The sequence below is a fragment of the Enterococcus sp. DIV0174 genome (assembly GCF_050529065.1).
Taxonomy (GTDB): Bacteria; Bacillota; Bacilli; order Lactobacillales; family Enterococcaceae; genus Enterococcus_B; species Enterococcus_B thailandicus.
Window position 1 is genome coordinate 310,551 of the sequence record NZ_CP172881.1, and the last position, 17,126, is coordinate 327,676.

The 17,126-nt window shown below is 36.9% G+C and carries 16 protein-coding genes and 1 other annotated feature; of the genes, 11 read left to right on the plus strand and 5 right to left on the minus strand.

Going from position 1 to position 17,126, the window contains the following annotated elements; translation table 11 throughout:
* Positions 1-98: 98 nt before the first annotated feature.
* On the plus strand, positions 99-944 hold the full coding sequence (locus IGJ93_RS01535; RefSeq protein ID WP_067481484.1) for an LPXTG cell wall anchor domain-containing protein: 846 nt from the start codon (positions 99-101) through the stop codon (positions 942-944).
* A 175-nt stretch (positions 945-1,119) separates the two neighbouring features.
* Here IGJ93_RS01535 and IGJ93_RS01540 read toward each other — a convergent pair whose 3' ends face one another.
* Together IGJ93_RS01540 and IGJ93_RS01545 are read right to left on the minus strand one after the other, a co-directional pair.
* The gene (locus IGJ93_RS01540; protein ID WP_231885371.1) at positions 1,120-1,224 is read right to left on the minus strand and encodes a putative holin-like toxin; all 105 of its coding nucleotides are present in this window, start codon (positions 1,222-1,224) and stop codon (positions 1,120-1,122) included.
* Positions 1,225-1,494: 270 nt separating this feature from the next.
* Positions 1,495-1,815 (minus strand): putative heavy metal-binding protein, encoded by a 321-nt coding sequence (locus IGJ93_RS01545; protein ID WP_218658062.1) that lies wholly within the window; start codon positions 1,813-1,815, stop codon positions 1,495-1,497.
* A gap of 145 nt (positions 1,816-1,960) precedes the next feature.
* Between IGJ93_RS01545 and IGJ93_RS01550 the strand changes: the two genes are divergently transcribed.
* From IGJ93_RS01550 to IGJ93_RS01580, 7 genes are all read left to right on the plus strand, one after another.
* The gene (locus IGJ93_RS01550; protein ID WP_067481480.1) at positions 1,961-2,617 is read left to right on the plus strand and encodes an HI_0552 family protein; all 657 of its coding nucleotides are present in this window, start codon (positions 1,961-1,963) and stop codon (positions 2,615-2,617) included.
* 115 nt (positions 2,618-2,732) lie between these two features.
* Positions 2,733-2,963: a DUF1858 domain-containing protein gene (locus IGJ93_RS01555; RefSeq protein WP_067481478.1), complete on the plus strand. Its 231-nt coding sequence runs from the start codon at positions 2,733-2,735 to the stop codon at positions 2,961-2,963.
* Complete coding sequence (locus IGJ93_RS01560; RefSeq protein ID WP_430596974.1) at positions 2,963-4,288, plus strand: DUF438 domain-containing protein; 1,326 nt, start codon at positions 2,963-2,965, stop codon at positions 4,286-4,288. The genes IGJ93_RS01555 and IGJ93_RS01560 overlap by 1 nt, the downstream gene beginning before the upstream one ends.
* A gap of 128 nt (positions 4,289-4,416) precedes the next feature.
* Positions 4,417-6,324, plus strand: coding sequence for a heavy metal translocating P-type ATPase (locus tag IGJ93_RS01565; RefSeq protein ID WP_086270566.1), 1,908 nt, complete (start codon positions 4,417-4,419; stop codon positions 6,322-6,324).
* 26 nt (positions 6,325-6,350) lie between these two features.
* On the plus strand, positions 6,351-6,581 hold the full coding sequence (locus tag IGJ93_RS01570; protein WP_086270567.1) for a heavy-metal-associated domain-containing protein: 231 nt from the start codon (positions 6,351-6,353) through the stop codon (positions 6,579-6,581).
* A 1-nt stretch (position 6,582) separates the two neighbouring features.
* Positions 6,583-7,113, plus strand: a complete 531-nt coding sequence (locus IGJ93_RS01575) for a ferritin-like domain-containing protein (protein ID WP_270344449.1) — start codon at positions 6,583-6,585, stop codon at positions 7,111-7,113.
* A 12-nt stretch (positions 7,114-7,125) separates the two neighbouring features.
* The gene (locus tag IGJ93_RS01580) at positions 7,126-7,785 is read left to right on the plus strand and encodes a Crp/Fnr family transcriptional regulator (protein WP_067481468.1); all 660 of its coding nucleotides are present in this window, start codon (positions 7,126-7,128) and stop codon (positions 7,783-7,785) included.
* 61 nt (positions 7,786-7,846) lie between these two features.
* Here IGJ93_RS01580 and IGJ93_RS01585 read toward each other — a convergent pair whose 3' ends face one another.
* Together IGJ93_RS01585 and IGJ93_RS01590 are read right to left on the minus strand one after the other, a co-directional pair.
* The gene (locus IGJ93_RS01585; protein WP_071868609.1) at positions 7,847-9,457 is read right to left on the minus strand and encodes an ABC transporter permease; all 1,611 of its coding nucleotides are present in this window, start codon (positions 9,455-9,457) and stop codon (positions 7,847-7,849) included.
* A gap of 21 nt (positions 9,458-9,478) precedes the next feature.
* The gene (locus tag IGJ93_RS01590) at positions 9,479-10,360 is read right to left on the minus strand and encodes an ABC transporter ATP-binding protein (RefSeq protein ID WP_067481464.1); all 882 of its coding nucleotides are present in this window, start codon (positions 10,358-10,360) and stop codon (positions 9,479-9,481) included.
* 221 nt (positions 10,361-10,581) lie between these two features.
* Here IGJ93_RS01590 and IGJ93_RS01595 point away from each other — a divergent pair, with 221 nt between their 5' ends.
* On the plus strand, positions 10,582-11,178 hold the full coding sequence (locus IGJ93_RS01595) for a TetR/AcrR family transcriptional regulator (RefSeq protein ID WP_086270569.1): 597 nt from the start codon (positions 10,582-10,584) through the stop codon (positions 11,176-11,178).
* Between the two features lie 250 nt (positions 11,179-11,428).
* Positions 11,429-13,423, plus strand: coding sequence for an N-acetylglucosamine-specific PTS transporter subunit IIBC (gene nagE / locus IGJ93_RS01600; protein WP_071868610.1), 1,995 nt, complete (start codon positions 11,429-11,431; stop codon positions 13,421-13,423).
* 347 nt (positions 13,424-13,770) lie between these two features.
* Here nagE and IGJ93_RS01605 read toward each other — a convergent pair whose 3' ends face one another.
* Positions 13,771-15,066 carry a polysaccharide deacetylase family protein gene (locus IGJ93_RS01605; RefSeq protein WP_067481456.1) on the minus strand — a complete coding sequence of 432 codons (1,296 nt, stop codon included), beginning with the start codon at positions 15,064-15,066 and terminating at the stop codon, positions 13,771-13,773.
* Between the two features lie 295 nt (positions 15,067-15,361).
* Positions 15,362-15,565: a binding site (T-box leader), on the plus strand.
* Between the two features lie 108 nt (positions 15,566-15,673).
* Here IGJ93_RS01605 and tyrS point away from each other — a divergent pair.
* Positions 15,674-16,930 (plus strand): tyrosine--tRNA ligase, encoded by a 1,257-nt coding sequence (gene tyrS, locus IGJ93_RS01610; protein WP_311801913.1) that lies wholly within the window; start codon positions 15,674-15,676, stop codon positions 16,928-16,930.
* The last annotated feature ends 196 nt before the right edge of the window (positions 16,931-17,126 follow it).

Below are 17,126 nucleotides of genomic sequence, written 5' to 3' on the forward strand. Positions count from 1 at the left end.
TGGTTTTATTAGACAGATTCCTACGAATGTTTATGTTTCTTTTTCTTGATTTGTTTTATACTAAAACGAATATTGAAGAATAAGGACGGGATCCAGGCATGAAAAAATTTGTTACAAGTCTAGCAGTGACCGTTACTGCTTCGGGATTGTTTTTTTTAGCACAACCAGTCTTAGCAGAAACAACGGGAATAACACAAGCAACTAGCTCGACAAGTATCGAGGACACGGTGACAACGAGTGAGTCACAATCAGCAACACAACCAAATGAGTCAACAGAATCAATGATCACTTCTGATGAAATCGAAAATACAGAATCTTCAACACAGCGATTCGACCCTGATTGGTTTCAAAAGTTGGAAGAACGACGAAAAGAAATCGAACAGTCTTTAGAAGATGCTAAGAATCAATTGAAAGAAAATCAAGAAACAATTCATCAAGATTTGACTGAACTAAAAGAGAACGCACAAAAAAATCATGAACAATTGGAACAAAATTTAGCGCATGCACAAGAAATTGCTGATGCGACACAAAAAGATATTGACGGAAAAATTCAAAAAGCCAAAGAGATTCAAGAACAAATCCATTCATTGGGGACAGACGCATCTACTACTTTAACCAATACACAATCAGATATTGAAACAGCGAGTGCTGAAATTGATGCGAAAATTCAAGATGCACAAGCGGCGATTGAAGACGCAAAGGCAAAGAAAACAGATCTTGAGTCAAGTATCGGTCGAATCAAGTCTATTTTACACTCAGCTGGTTCTAACGTAGAAAACCAAGAAGTTTATGCGGCAGACACGAAACAAAGTGTGGAACCTTTAGCAGCTAGCTCTACGGTAAAAGAGTTACCTAAAACGAATGACGAACAATCAATTGGGTTAGCTGTTTTAGGATTAGGATTGGTTAGTTTCACAGCTATTTTAATGAAAAAAAGAGCCTGAATAGCTTTAGTTAGGCTAAGTAGGAAAAAATTGTTTCTAGTGTTTTAAACGAAAATATGCTAAAATAAGTATAGAAAAAGGAGTTGCGTCAACAACTCCCTAACAGCACCGTTTAAGACGGTGACCAGATTAATTTAACGAAAAAATAATCGTCCTGGTTAGAAGCAGTAGACGGTTATTTTTTTTTGTCTTGGTTGACTACTGCTAGGATGCCAAAAATGATCGTTGCGATTAACGAACCGAAACCGATCATTAGCTCCAAAGCTGATTCAACAGGCAAAAAGGCTTCTCCTCTCTCTGGATTTTGGAAGTACGCACATACGCATCCCCCCTCACTTTTAATTGGATAGCCACCGTCATAAACTCTACTGTCGTTTGTTAGTATACCATGTTCGTCAGAAAAAAAACTTGACTTTAAAATAATCCTGGATGTTTTTTTATAGCACATCCATTCATTTTTAGAAACAGAATAAAAGCATCGCTTTCTCAAAAATAGTCGTTTTTTTGAGAAGCGATGCTTTTGTCTCGTTCTAACTTGTAGAAATGCTGTTTATCGGGTAGCTACAGCAGTTCCGCTACAAGTAACCATTAACATACCGTTGTCACTACCAAGAACCTCATAGTCCATTTTTACACCAATGATGGCGTTAGCACCAAGGGATTCCGCGCGACGTGCCATTTCAGCTAGCGCTTCTTCTCGAGCTTGTAATAGCTCATCTTCGTAGCTTTTTGAGCGTCCGCCAAATACATTTCGTAATCCTGCACCGATATCTTTAAACACGTTGATACCAGTAATTACTTCACCAAACACGATTCCTTTATAAGCCTCGATTGTTGTTCCTTCAACACTATTTGTAGTTGTTGTAATCAATTCGATCACTCCTTTCTTAGCAAAAGTATAGCAAATTTTTTAATAAAGCGCTCTTTTTCAGCGGAAGTGTTGAAAATCTAAGTAAAAATTGCAACTTTGACTCGAGCTGTTTACAATAAAACTGGTGACAGAAAGAGGTGCGCACATGGAATTGAATCAAGCTGATTTCCAATTATTTGATCGAGAAATATATACTTTCAAGCAATTAAAAGAACAGTATTCAACACAAGAAATCGAAGAAATCAAAGCAGATTATAAAAAACAGTGGCAAAAGTGGAAAACGTTACAGTTAGAAGTTGCAACAGCGTTACCTGTAGAATATGGGATGCAAAAACCCAAAGTTGAAAGTTGGACGAATGGCTGGAATTTACGAAGTCATTTTTGGAGTGCTTACCGCAGCGAAGATCGCCAGCGAGAAAATGCATGCTTGGCTGTGTTATTAAATAAAAAACAATTTCAAGTTTATTTGATGTTTCAACAGTATAAAAGTGAAGAGCGAAGTGGTGGAGTGGAAGAATACAATGAGTTGCTAGCTGCATTACCAGAATGGAGTAAACAAGTTGCGATAGAACGCTATTACATTTGGCCTCAAGTGGAACACGAGTTGGAGGATCACTTACCTTTGGCTACCTATTTAGCAGATTCGAAAGGGCAAGAAAAATTGAGAGAAGCAATGGGGAATCGTTCGTTTCAGATTGGTCGCTTGTTTTTTGAAACAGAGGCTCCAGTAGAAAATCTTGTAGCAGAAACAATCAAAGCGTTAAAAGAGTTAGCACCTTTGTATTTTGCATTAAAAAAATAAACCTGTCCCTGTCTTTTCTAGCAAGGCTTGTGAAAAAGTGTGTTAATTTTGAATGAAAATAATAGTAAAGAGGCGTATAATAAGCGAGCATTCATGATTAAAAAGGAGGATGTCAATGAAAGAATTGGATTTATCAAAGTCTTTGTTTGAACTAGTTTCCCTTTACCCCGAAGTAAAGGAATTGATGTATAGATTAGGTTTTGAAGCAATTGCAAAACCAGGAATGTTACAAACAGCGGGTCGTTATATGACGATTCCTAAAGGTGCAAAAATGAAAAAAATTCCTTTAGAAAAAGTGATCGGATTATTTGAAGAAAATGGATTTATTGTGAAAGGAGTAGAGTGATGGAGCGAACAAGACAGCAACGACAAGAACGCATTGTAGAAATTTTAACGTTGTTACATGAAGGTGGTTCGTTTGAAGCAGCGAAAGAATTGTTTAATCAAGAGTTTGACGGAGTGGATGTGACAGAAATCACAGCAGCTGAAAAAGCATTGATTCAGAGTGGCTTAAATCCACAAGAAATCCAACGATTATGTAACATTCATGCGGCAGTATTTAAGGGATCAATTAATGAGATTCATCGATCGAATTTGGAGCATGAACAACCTGGGCATCCTATTCATACGCTGAAGTTAGAAAATCAAGTGTTACAATCTTTGTTAACAGATGAAGTTGATGACTTATTGTTAAAAATCAAAGCAGGCGATTGGACACAAAAAGAACGACTACTTAAAGCACTCAAGGATCTAAGACAAATTGATAAGCATTATGCACGTAAAGAAACATTGATTTTTTCTTACATGGAAAAATATGGAATTTCAGCACCACCCAAAGTGATGTGGGGTGTGGATGATGATATTCGCGACATGGTAAAAGCTTTGATTCAGCTAGCGGAAGACGAACGAGCAGCATATAACCCCATTGCTACCAAATGGGAAGAAACGAAAAACGAAATCGAGGAAATGATTTTTAAAGAAGAAGAAATCATGGCGCCGATGACGCTGGATGTCTTTAGTTTATCTGATTGGGAAAAAATCGCAGCAGATAGTTTTGATATTGGTTTTGCCTTTATTCCAGAACCGCTTCCTTGGAAACCGAGCCAAGAGGCATTGGAAAAAGAAAGCGAGCGCGAACCAGCTCGTCAGTTGGCAATCCAACAAGCAAAAGCAACCACAGACGGAATTGCCGAAAGCTTGTTGAACGAAACGGATAGCGTACCAGTATTTGTAGAAAAACAAGACAAAGCCGAAATGAAAGAAGTTTCTGAGCCAATTGTCCTACCAACAGGAACGTTAAAACTGGAACAAATGATTGCAATGTTTCAAGTTCTACCCGTTGATTTAACCTTTGTGGATAACGACGATCGAGTACGCTTTTTCTCTGAAGGAAAAGAACGTGTTTTTCCACGAACGACGTCAGTGATTGGGCGAGAAGTAGTAAATTGTCATCCACCAAAGAGCATGCATATTGTGCAGCAAATCTTAGATGATTTTCGTTCAGGTGCCCGTTCTGAAGCCGAGTTTTGGATTGATATGCGTGGGAAAAAAATCTATATTCGCTATTTTGCGTTAAGAAACGAAGCAGACGACTATCTTGGTTGTTTAGAAGTAACCCAAGATGTGACACCAATCCAGTCACTTGAAGGACAAAAAAGATTATTGGACTAAAGCTAAGGATAAAAGGTTGTAATGAGTGTGACCGCTCATTGCAACCTTTTTTGTTTTCTTGATAGCTATCAATGTTTTTCGCTTCTCTTTTGATTATTCTGTTATTGAAAAGTAAAGGAGGAGTTAGAATGAATAGTCAAAAAATAATTTTAAGTCATAAAAAACAATTGATGGTAATTAGTGGGAGTTTCATCTTTTTAGCGCTTGTTGCTAAATTTTTTTCGTATCAAGAAGGGTATCGTTTAAGTATGGCGATTTCGGCTCTTTTTGGGATTTTACCAATTGGACTTCAAGCATACCAAGCAATTAAAGTGAAAGTTATCAGTATTGATCTGTTAGTAACAATTGCGATTTTTGGTGCGTTTGCGATTGGTGAGTATAATGAAGCTGCGATTGTTGCATTCTTGTTTTTATTTGGTCATTTTCTTGAACAAAAAACATTGGAAAAAACACGTTCTGCTATTCAAAGTCTTGTTCAATTAGCCCCGACGACAGCTTGGAAATTTTTTGAAGACACGGTGGAAAAGATTCCGATTGATGAGGTCGAGGAAGATGATTTGTTATTAGTTAAAACTGGTGCCCAAGTTCCAGTAGATGGGGTAGTTATAGAAGGTGAAGGCTCAATTGATGAATCAAGCGTTACCGGTGAAGCGCAGCGAGTAGCAAAAAAAGCCAAGGATCAAGTGTTTGCTGGAACAATTTTAGAAAATGGAACATTGAAAGTACAGGCAATGCGAGTCGGTGAAGAGACAACTTTTGGGAAAATTATTGAACTAGTTGAAGAAGCACAAGATGCTAAATCAACAACTGAACGATTTATTGACCGATTTGCAACATACTACACACCGTTTGTGTTGATTCTTGCACTTTTAATTGGGGTGTTTTCTAAAGATATTCGTTTGGCAATCACAATTTTAGTTTTAGGATGCCCAGGAGCGTTAATCATAGGTGTTCCTGTCTCCAATGTTGCTGGAATTGGGAACGGTGCAAAAAACGGTGTGCTGGTCAAAGGTAGCGAAGTAATGCAAGTGTTTAGCCGAGTAGATACCATGGTTTTCGATAAAACAGGAACGTTAACTAATGGAAAACCAAGTGTTTCAAGTGTTAAGTCTTATGGTCAATCAGCGACGAATGTTCTGCCATTCGTCGCTAGAATCGAGCAAGAATCAGATCATCCTTTGGGACAGGCAATTGTAAAGTATGTGGAAAAACAGATGGGAAATATTGAACAGTACCAAGTAACAAATACCACTGTAATCAAAGGAAAAGGAATTATTGCGACAGTAGCAGGAGAAAAACTATTTATAGGTAATCGCCAATTGTTAAGCGATCAAGCTATCTCTCTGTCAGAGGTTGAAGCAGACGAGCAACGACTACAACAAGAAGGTAATTCTTTAGTATTTGTGGCAACAAAAAATGAGGTCGTCTTATTGATTGGAATCAAGGATCAACTTCGTGAGGGCGTCAAAGAAACTTTACAGAAACTGCAAGAAAAAGGGATCAAACGGCTCGTGATGTTATCTGGTGATAATCAACTGACTGCTGAAAGCATAGGAAAAGAAATCGGTCTGTCGGAAATACATGGAAACCTATTACCAGAAGAAAAAGCAAACTATATCAAAAAAATACAAAAAGAGGGTCAAGTAGTTGCTTTTGTTGGTGATGGAATCAATGACAGCCCTTCTTTAGCGATTGCAGATATTGGAATTGCAATGGGGAACGGGACAGATGTTGCGGTGGAAACTTCCGATATTGTGTTGATGCAGTCTGATTTTAAAAAATTGCTTTATGCGTTTGATTTAACCAAAAAATCAGTTTTGAATATGAAAGAAAATATTGGGATTGCGTTAGGAACAGTTTTATTCTTACTAATCGGATTGATTTTCGGCTATGTCTATATGGCGAGTGGTATGTTATTTCATGAATTAAGTATTCTACTAGTCGTTTTTAATGGTATGCGTTTATTATCTTATCGGCAAAAAAAGAAAAAACTTGATAGAAATCAATTATTTAAAGAAACAGAGGAATTAAACTAGAGATGTAGTGAAAGGGAGGATTTATCATGAAAAAAGTAATTATCCAATTAGGAACACTGACTTGTCCATCTTGTATGCAAAAAATCGAACAAGGACTTAGTCAACAAACTGGTGTTGAAAAAGTAAAAGTTTTGTTTAATGCTAGCAAAGTAAAAGTTGAAATAAATGAAAAAGACATTCAACCAGAAGATTTAAGCAAGAAAATCGAAGCGTTAGGTTATGATGTCGAAGGAATGAAAGTAAAGGAGTTAGCTTAAGATGAATTCAATTCAAAAATATGAACAAGAAAAACTTCAAAGTGAACAAGATCATCATACGCCAACTGCTGCAGCAATGATTAGTCATATTCTGTCTAACTTAGTTATTCATCGTACAAAACTTAAACAGATAAGAGCGTACCTTAAAGGTAACCAACGTAGTTATTTAGAAACCAAGTTACCAACAATCATCGCGAAAGAAGATGAGTTGTTTGACGAATTAAGTCAATTGGTATTAGATGAAGGGGAACTCATTCCAACAACGACTACGGAATTTGTCGATTATACAATAATTAAGGAAAGTGGTCAGCTGAAATATGAATCTCCTGAAAAAATGTTGACCGAGATGGTCGCTGATTTTGCAACTCAAAATTTATTTGTTACTCGTGGAATTGTTTTAGCAGAAAAAGAAAATAAATATGGATTAGCAGAATGGCTCAAAGGATTATATGCTTGGCTTAATCACCAATTATATACTTGGCAAAGTTATTTAGGAAATGATATTCGAGAAGGGTTAATGGAGGAAGAATAAGGAGGGAGTTACGTGGAACATCAACATTTGTGTGTCTCAGTCGTACCATTATTCAATCATCTGGCAGAAGCAGAACAACAAAAAATCCATGAATTAGTGAGCCACCGAAAGTTTAAGAAAGGTGAACAAATCTTTTCACCAGCTGACGAGGCTCAATTAGTGATTGTCGCTCAAGGAAAGTTGAAAGTGTACCAGCTTTCTTCTAGTGGAAAGGAACAGTTGTTGCGTGTTTCTTTGCCAGGAAGTTATGAGGGAGAAAGCCAATTGTTTGGTGTTCCTAATGACTCCTTATTTGCTGAAGCATTGGAGCCCACAGAAATTTGCTTGTTAAGACAACGAGATTTTTCAAATTTGTTACTTCATTATCCAGAATTAAGCTTAAAGTTGTTAGAAATTAATGCAGAAAAAATGGCGAAGATTGAGCAACAAACACAATTTTTGATGATGGAAAAAGTGGAAGAACGCTTAGCCACGTATTTGCTTGACCTGTTTCAAGTAGAAGAAAATGTTCAATTAAACCTCCCAATGAAAATGAAAGAGCTAGCTGCTTTTTTGGGAACTACCCCTGAAACATTATCCAGAAAATTCAAGTTGTTGGAAAAACAACAACTAATTCAACGAAAAGGTCGAGTCATTGAACTGACTGACATCGAGGGATTAGAAGAACTGTAACTATTATTAGAATGTCAAAGAGAGGATGAATCCAAACTGATGGTTTGGATTCATCCTCTTTTTAATCGACAATCAAATCTCTTTGACGATAGCCAAGGGCACCTAAGCAAATCATACCTATACTAATGACCATTATTGTGCTAAACGTTGAAAAATCAAATGTTTCCACTGGCATCTTAGGAAACCAACTTTGGATGGCCGTTTTGGCAAACCAATCAGGCAAATTTAAAATTCCGCCGAAGTAATTCAGCATGAACGAATAACCTAAATAAATGTAACTAATTTTGCCGAGTTTGGGTGCCCAACCTAAGAACAATCCAGCTAACCCAATGAAAAACAAAATTGTCGGAAAAAGATTAAACCCAGCTGTTAAAAAAGTAGCTAGTGTCATTGGTGATGTGGCAGTCATCACTGACAATGCTGTTACCCCGAGAGAGCCCGCGCTCAACAAAGTTGCTAACACGCCGGCAATCACAGCCAAAATAATTGTAGTCCAATAAAATGTATTACGAGAAGTCTTAGTTGAAAACAATTGATCCAGGTGCCCGCGAGTTTCTTCTGAGAATAATTTATTCGTTAACGCAATTGGCAAAATGGCCGAAAGGCAAATTAAGACCATCATAATCGTGCTAGTAAACGATTCTTCTATAGAGGAACCTGATTGCATAAACATTTGTTTCATTAACTCATTACTTTCTAAAAAATCTTGCATATCGCCATAAATCGAACCATAAGCAGCACCCATGACAGTAAAAGCTACGAGCCAACTGATAATGACTCCTCGATTTAGACGGAAAAACAGACCGGGAACGGATAATAACGAGCGTTTGGCTCTTGCAGGTCCCTCACTTTCTGGAAAATAACCAGAATTCAAATCACGATGTTCTTCTAATAAACCCGCACCAACGCTGATTACTATACTAAACAAAAGGAGGTAAAGGAGTGGAATCCAGTTATTTTTAGTAAAAGGATACGTTAAATAGGTCCAACCTAAAGGATTAAGCATGGACAAATCACTTTTGCTAACGTCAGTCCAGGCTCTCATTAAGTACATCAGACCTAATAGTGAAAGTGATGTGCCAGTTGCGCTTGAAGAAACCGGCATGAGTTGAGCAAAGAATAAAGCAATCACACCACCTAAAAAACCAGCAGCTCCCACGGAAAAACCAAACAGCAAGGATCCTTCCACTGTTATAGAAGAAGCTTGAAAGGCAATCATAATTCCACCAGTGAGTCCTGCTAGTAACAAATTGATTAACAAAGTTTCAGCTAAAACAGCAAATGAATTGGCTTGTCGACCAACTCTGAAGGAACGAATCAATTCTGCTAAGCCAAGATCTTCTTCTTTTCTTGTATGGCCGACCACGTGTAAAATGGATAGCACAGCTGCAAATAACCCACAGAAAAGTAACATTTCGTTTGCGTACATCGCACCTAGTGTATAGTCAGCTGCTGAATGGACAGGTGAAGGTCCGACCATTGAAATCATCGCAGGGTTTTGCATCGTTTCATACATTCCTGTTAGACCATTTCCTTTTGCAATCTCTTCGAAGGCTGGAACATAAGCACCAGAAAATAAACCCAAACCAATGACCCAAAAACTTATTTTTTTCCAATCACGCTTGAGGTACTGCAAGAAAAGAACAGACCAACGTGAAAAACGTTCGTTCATAATAAAAAACCTCCCTGTGACTTAATTTTCATAATGACGCATAAATAAGTCTTCGAGTGTTGGTGGGACAGACTCAAACTTCTTCACTCCTAATTTTGTAGCGGCAAGTAAAATTTCATTGAGTTGTTCAGTATCCGCAGAAAAATGTGCTTGATTTTCTTTTTGAACAAAGTCGTGAACACCAGACAAACTTGCAAGAGTTGCGACATCGCCTTGTGTTTCAATAGTGATTGTTGAGCGAGTCAAGTGTCTTAATTCGGCTAACGAACCTTCTTCGACAACTGTTCCTTGCCGGATAATAACAATCTTATCTGCCAAGCGTTCCACTTCACTGAGAATGTGTGAAGAAAGCAAGATTGCTTTCCCAGCACGTTTGATTTTTTCGACCTCTTCTTGAAATACTGCTTCCATTAACGGATCAAGACCTGAAGTTGGTTCGTCAAACAGATACAAATCAGAATCTACTGATAATGCAGCAATCAATCCAACTTTTTGGCGGTTCCCCTTTGAATAATTTTTGGCTTTTTTCTTAGGATCTAATTCAAAACGTTTAATCAACTCATCACGTTTTTCTTTGTTCCCATTTCCATGTAATTTCATAAACAAGTCAATGATTTCGCCACCAGTCAAACTTCCCCATAAAGCAACATCTCCTGGAACATACGAGAGACGTTCGTGAATGACAAGACTCTCTTTAAATACATCTTTGCCGAAAATTTCAGCTTGTCCGCCATCTTTACGAATGATTCCTAACAATGTTTTGATAGTTGTTGATTTTCCTGCCCCGTTTGGGCCGATAAAACCAACAACTTCACCAGCGTTCACAGAAAAAGACACGTCTTTTAGTGCTTCGAATTTTCCAAACTTTTTTTGTAAATGCTGTACCTTAACAACTTCTGACATCCCCAAGTCACTCCTTTCACATTCAACTACAGATTCATGTTTGGTTAACTGTAGTGAATCTTGTCACTGATGATATTCCTTTTATTTTTCACTGTCAATAAAAATCATTGCGCAAATAAAACTAAAATACTATTGTTGGTTTAATTTTTCGGGTGTATAATACCTTTAATTGTAAAAATGAACTATTTCTGATAGTAAAGTTTAAAAAAGAGGTTGGTAGAATGAATGGTTTTGAAAAAAGAACAGAAGAAAAAAAGAAACAAATTGTTGAAGCAACATTCGATATAATCAACTCTGAAAATGGGTTGGCAGGTTTAACGATTGATGAAGTAATTGCTAGGACATCTGTTAGTAAAGCAACAGTTTTTAAGTACTTTGGAAACAAAGAAGCGTTAATTTATCAAGTATTCTTTGAGTTTATGGATGAGTTAAAAGATTCAGCAAAACGAATTATGGAACAAAATCTTTCGTTTGAAGAAACTTTAATCAAGATTAGTGAAAATAAGATCGATTACTTAAAACGAGTAGATCAACAATTTTATCTTGATTTAATGGCTTATTATACGAAAAGAAATAACCAACAATTTTCAGAAATGATGGACGAATATACGAAAGAGAGTTTAAACATGATGCTAGACCTTTTTCATCGTGGACGAAAAGAAGGAAAAGTGGACTTGAAATACTCAGATGAATTTTTGTTGCTGTACTTTCAAGCAATGATCGAAGGGATTTCTAAACCTGCTATTTATAGTAAATTATTACCTTACACAGCGGAGTGGACAGAGTTATTATTAAAAGGAATCTCGCCTAACAATTGAAATTGGTATAGATTGGTTTTGCGCGTTTTTATTTTTACAATCGAATATAAGTTTATTTTTAAGTATGAAAATAGCTGGATGAGGAGCATCTTTCTTGTTTGGTGAAATTTTCATGCTTTTTTTTATTTGAAGTGGTATACTTTCTTTTGTTGATTTTTTATTTTTCATGAAAACTTTCCGAGAATGAAAATCAATAATAATTTAGACTAGATCAGAGAAATAAATGGTCTGTTTTTTTGGGAGGAAGAGAATGAAAGCATATATGCAAAGGATGGGTCGCTCGCTAATGCTACCCGTTGCAGTTTTGCCAGCGGCATCACTTTTAGTTGGGATTGCGAATTGGATCGTAGGAATGGGGATCAGTAACGCGGGAACAACTTTTTTGATGAATGCTGGTTTAGCTATTTTAAATCATTTGGCTCTATTATTTGCTGTTGGGTTAGCGTTAGGAATGTCTAAAGATAAGGATGGCTCGGCTGCTTTAGCTGGTTTAGTTGCTTATTTAGTTCCACAAACTGTTTTAGCTCCGCTTTCTGTTCAAGGATTGTTGGGCTTAACCAATCTTGCTGACGTCAATCCAGCATTCAATAGTATGGATAACAATGTTTTTGTGGGAATCGTAGCTGGTTTAGTGGCTGCTGAAATGTACAATCGTTTTAGTCAAGTCAAGTTACCAATGGCTTTATCATTTTTCAGTGGGAAACGGTTGGTTCCAATTATGTCAGCATTAGGAATGTTGGTAGTTTCGGCTATTTTATTATTCATTTGGCCTAGTGTATATGATGTGTTAGTTGCATTTGGTAAAGGGATTTCTGGTTTAGGATTCATTGGCGCCGGCGTATATGGTTTGTTTAACCGTTTATTGATTCCTACTGGATTACACCATGCGTTGAATTCGGTTTTTTGGTTTGATGTAGCTGGAATTAATGACATTGGAAACTTCTTGGCCGGACAACAAGCGTTGGATACTGGCAAAGCAATTGTTGGACAAACGGGGATGTATCAAGCAGGATTTTTCCCTGTGATGATGTTTGGCTTACCAGCTGGAGCGTTAGCTATTTATCAAAGTGCTCGTCCTGAAAAGAAAAAACAAACGGCTTCCCTGATGCTTGCAGCAGGCTTTGCTTCATTTTTTACTGGCGTAACGGAACCATTAGAATTTTCATTTATGTTTGTTGCTTGGCCGTTGTATGTTTTGCATGCTATTTTTACGGGAATCTCATTGGCAGTTAGTGCCTTTTTCCATTGGACGGCAGGCTTTGCCTTCAGTGCAGGTTTTGTTGACTATTTTTTGTCATTGAAAAACCCAGTCGCAAATCAACCTTTGATGTTGCTTGTTCAAGGTGCTGCGTTTGCAGTTATTTATTATTTTGGGTTCCGATTTGCTATTCAAAAGTTCAATTTGATGACTCCGGGAAGAGAAGTGGGAACTGGAGAGGAAACACCAGAAGTTGCCACCGGAGAAGACAAGTTTTCACACCTAGCAACTGAAATTTATACAGCACTTGGTGGTAGTGACAATGTTCGAGTAATTGATAATTGTACCACCCGCTTACGTTTACAAGTAAAAGATACTAATCAAGTGAATCAAGAAAAAATCAAAGCAACCGGTGTTCCGGGAGTTAAAGTAATTGATGACACAAATATTCAAGTTATTGTTGGAACTGAGGTACAATTTGTTGCTGATGAAATGGGTAAACTACATGGACAATCAGCACCAGCTAAGAGGATGAACGTACCAAAACAATCATTTGAGGATGAAACACCAGTTGATAAGGAAGTTGCAAAAACAAATGAGCTGTACGCTGTAGCAAATGGGAAATTGATTCCAATTAGTGAAGTTGCAGATGCGGTTTTTTCTGAAAAAATGATGGGAGATGGCTTTGCGGTTATCCCAACTTCAGGAGAAATTTTTGCACCGGTTTCTGGAACGATTGCAAGTATTTTCCCAACGAAACATGCTGTTGGTATCAAGACGGATAGTGGTATCGAAGTGTTGCTTCATATGGGAATCAACACGGTTGACTTAAAAGGAGAACCGTTTACGATCTATGTTGAGGAAGGTCAGCACATTGCGCGCGGACAATTGATTGCAGAAGTGGATCTAGCCATGTTAGCAGTGAATGAGAAAAAAACCGATATGATTGTTGTTTTCACAAACGGAGAAGCAATTGAAACAGTCATAGTAGACACGGTGACTTCTGTTCATGGAAATGAAGTAATCGGAAAAGTAGAAGCAAAATAAAAAAAGGGTGTGGCTCAAAGTAAATAGCTTCAAGCAATAAGGATTTTTTCTAGAAATAGTTTCTCGTATTTTTGTGAAAAAAAGACTTATAGCCGAAGAAGCTGCTTTGGGAACACCATTTATTCGTAGAGGCTGGGATAAAAGTAGCCTAAATAGAAAAAAGCCTAAAATTCGTTTTTGAAAACGTTGATTTTAGGCTTTTTTTTGTGGAAATTTGTTGAGAACGACTGGCTATCTAGTTTTGTCCCACACTCTTATTTGTGACAGAGTGAGAAAAAGTTGTTACTTTGAAAAAATTTATTTCTTGATGTTTCTTTTTTCTGACTCTCTTTGGATGAATGCTTCTATTAGCTTAACCCACGAGCTTGTTTATCAACAACAGAAGGCACGTTGATGAACTGCTCTAAGACATTATTTTGACCCGAAAGTTCAGATTCAAAGCGAATGCCGTCAATATTGATCCGTGCTTGTCGGTAATAGTTTGCACCTAATTGTCCCCAAGAAGGAGTAGAGGCATCGACATTACAGAAAATTGAAAAACCTTGTGATTTTAAGTAATCAAATTTTTGATTTTCAGCTGTATAGTCGTGCCAATCGCTGATATCTGCGCCAAAAGGATAAATCAACATGGTTGTTTTTCCTAAGATTGGAGCGACTTCGTTTTGCCAAAGTTCATTGTCGCGTTTCACATCTTCTAGGGAAGCATTCGTCATATTCAGATGCCCCCAAGTATGAGAAGCGAACGTCCAGCCATCTTTTTTCAATTGTTCAGCAACTTTTTTCGCTTTTTTGATTTCTGTATTTGTTTTCTCGTTATCTCCATATTCTGATTTTGATGTTCGATAACCAAGCACACCATTGTAGCCAGTTAATGCGAGTGTTCCCTTAGCTCCTTGATAAGAAAAATCAGGATGTTCTTCAACAAATGTATCGATTAAGGGAACCATATCAAAATCACCGATTTGTTCTTTTTTATTATTAACATACACATTTTTCACTTTGTCCTTATCAATGACCAATTTGTCAGGAAAACCTGAATCTTTCATGTATTCATAGTAGCTGACATCATCTTCTGAAAGGACGAGTGGCTTTTTGTCTTTAGGCAAAGAAACACCTACAAAGGAAACATTTCCTTGATCATCAATCGTAACTAAGTCGGGTAAATTTACTAAAACATAATTATTTTTATAAAGCTGTTCAATCGTTTTGTTGAACTCAGGAATTGTGACCATATATTCCTTATAGCCTTGTGCTTGTTGTGACTGGAATGCTTTAGCTGGATCAACAATCAAGCTATGGAAAAACAAATGAGAAATTTTTGTTGGGTCATCCCATTTGACTAATTGTTCTTTTTCTTTTTTGATGGTTTGAAGGAACGCCTTCGCTTCATCGGAATGAGCGTCAGCTAGTTGCTTGATCGCTTCATCATAGTGATAACTTTTGACTAGTTGTTGTGCTTCACTCAGTTTTTTATCATCGGAATTGACAGCTGCTGGTTGGCTTTCGGTTGATTGTTCAGCCGTGGTTGAAGAAGCTGACTTTTCATTAGAAGTTGCATGAATAATCAAAAATAGGCTGAAGATTGAAATTAGCACTGTTATACCAGCAGTGACTCCAAGAATCTTTTTTTGTTTTTGTTCCATTAACTTATACCCCTACCTTTACACTTTTACTCAAATAATAGAATAACTTTGTTTCTTTTATTGTAACGAAGACAGGAAAGAAGTGAAAGTGATACGCTGATTTATGAGAAAATCAGCTATTTTTATCATCAATTCTGACGAAAAAAATGATATGTTATAAAATTATTCAAAAAACTGCTCGAATGTGATTTTACTCATCATAATTATTAATATTTTTTGTTATTTAATAAAAAAATATTTGTTTTGTGTTGACAAAGAAAAAAACGGGCTCTATGATAGACACATGTTAATAGATAACAAGACGAAGAACGAAACGAAGTAGTGATTAAGGTCGATGTTTCAGAAAGCTAGTGGTTGCTGCGAACTAGTACAAGCCTTAAAACGAATTACATTTCAGGAGTCTTTGACAGTTTTTGTCACGCGACAGCGTTAAATGTTTGAGAGATATGTTCTTGAAGAACATATAATTTGGGTGGTACCGCGAATTTTCGTCCCTTGACTAGTTATTAGTCAAGGGACTTTTTTTGTTCACTCAAAAAAGTTTTACTAATTTTACGAATGCTAGCAGGTTCCTGCTTTCATAAAAAACTATACGGAGGTCAATATAATGAATATTATTGATGAATTAACTTGGCGTGATGCCATTAATCAACAAACAAACGAAGAAAGACTTCGCGAACTCGTTGAAGAGAAGAGTATTTCACTTTATTGTGGCGTTGATCCGACAGGCGATTCTATGCATATCGGACATTTGATTCCCTTTATGATGATGAAAAGATTTCAATTGGCAGGCCATCATCCATATATTCTTATTGGTGGCGGAACAGGAACAATTGGTGATCCAAGCGGACGACAAACAGAACGTGTTTTACAAACAATGGAACAAGTACAACACAATGTTGATGCACTTTCAGCACAAATGGGTAAATTATTTGGCGCAGATGCAAACATCACATTTGTAAATAACTACGACTGGTTATCAAACATTTCTTTACTAGAATTTTTGAGAGACTACGGTAAAAACTTCAACATTAACACAATGTTGGCAAAAGATATCGTTGCAAGTCGTTTAGAAGTAGGGATTTCATTTACTGAATTCACTTACCAAATCCTTCAATCAATTGATTTCTTGCACTTACACAAAACATTTGATGTGCAATTACAAATCGGTGGCGCTGACCAATGGGGAAATATCACTGCTGGTTTAGACTTAATCCGTAAACTAGAAGGTCCTGATGCAGAAGCCTTTGGACTAACAATTCCATTGATGCTAAAAGCAGACGGAACAAAATTCGGGAAAACAGCTGGTGGAGCAATCTGGCTAGATCCTAAGAAAACATCACCATTTGAATTCTACCAATTCTGGTTAAACCAAGATGATCGTGACGTTGTGAAATACTTGAAATTCTTCACATTCTTAACAGAAGAAGAAATCGATGATTTAGCTAAAAAAGTTGAAACGGAACCTGAAAAACGTGAAGCACAAAGACGTTTAGCAGAAGAAGTAACTGCTTTTGTTCATAGTAAAGAAGACTTGGAAGAAGCGCAAAAAATAACAGCAGCTTTGTTCTCTGGAAACATTAAAGAACTAAATGCTGAAGAAATCGCGCAAGGCTTTGGTAAAATGCCAAACGTTGACATTTCAAGCACACCTGAAAATATCGTGGAACTACTTGTTTCAACAAAAATTGAACCATCAAAACGTCAAGCACGCGAAGATGTTTCAAACGGAGCTATTAGTATTAACGGTGACCGTATTACCGATTTAAATTTTGTCGTAAATCCATCAGATGAATTCGATGGTAAGTTTGTGGTTATTCGAAAAGGTAAGAAAAATTACTTTTTGGCCAAAGTAGTTGATTAGAATTTAGTAATTTTTTGCCTTGAAAAAGGTAAGCTCTATTACAAGATTCAAACTTTTGAAACCCATCCTAAAAGGGAACGACGGTTGTCGTTAATACAATCTTTAAGAGGGAATTTACTTTTGTAAATTCCCTCCTTTTTTTAAATTTTTTTAAAATCACATACAATTCGTTCAATTACATATTATTAGAAAATGA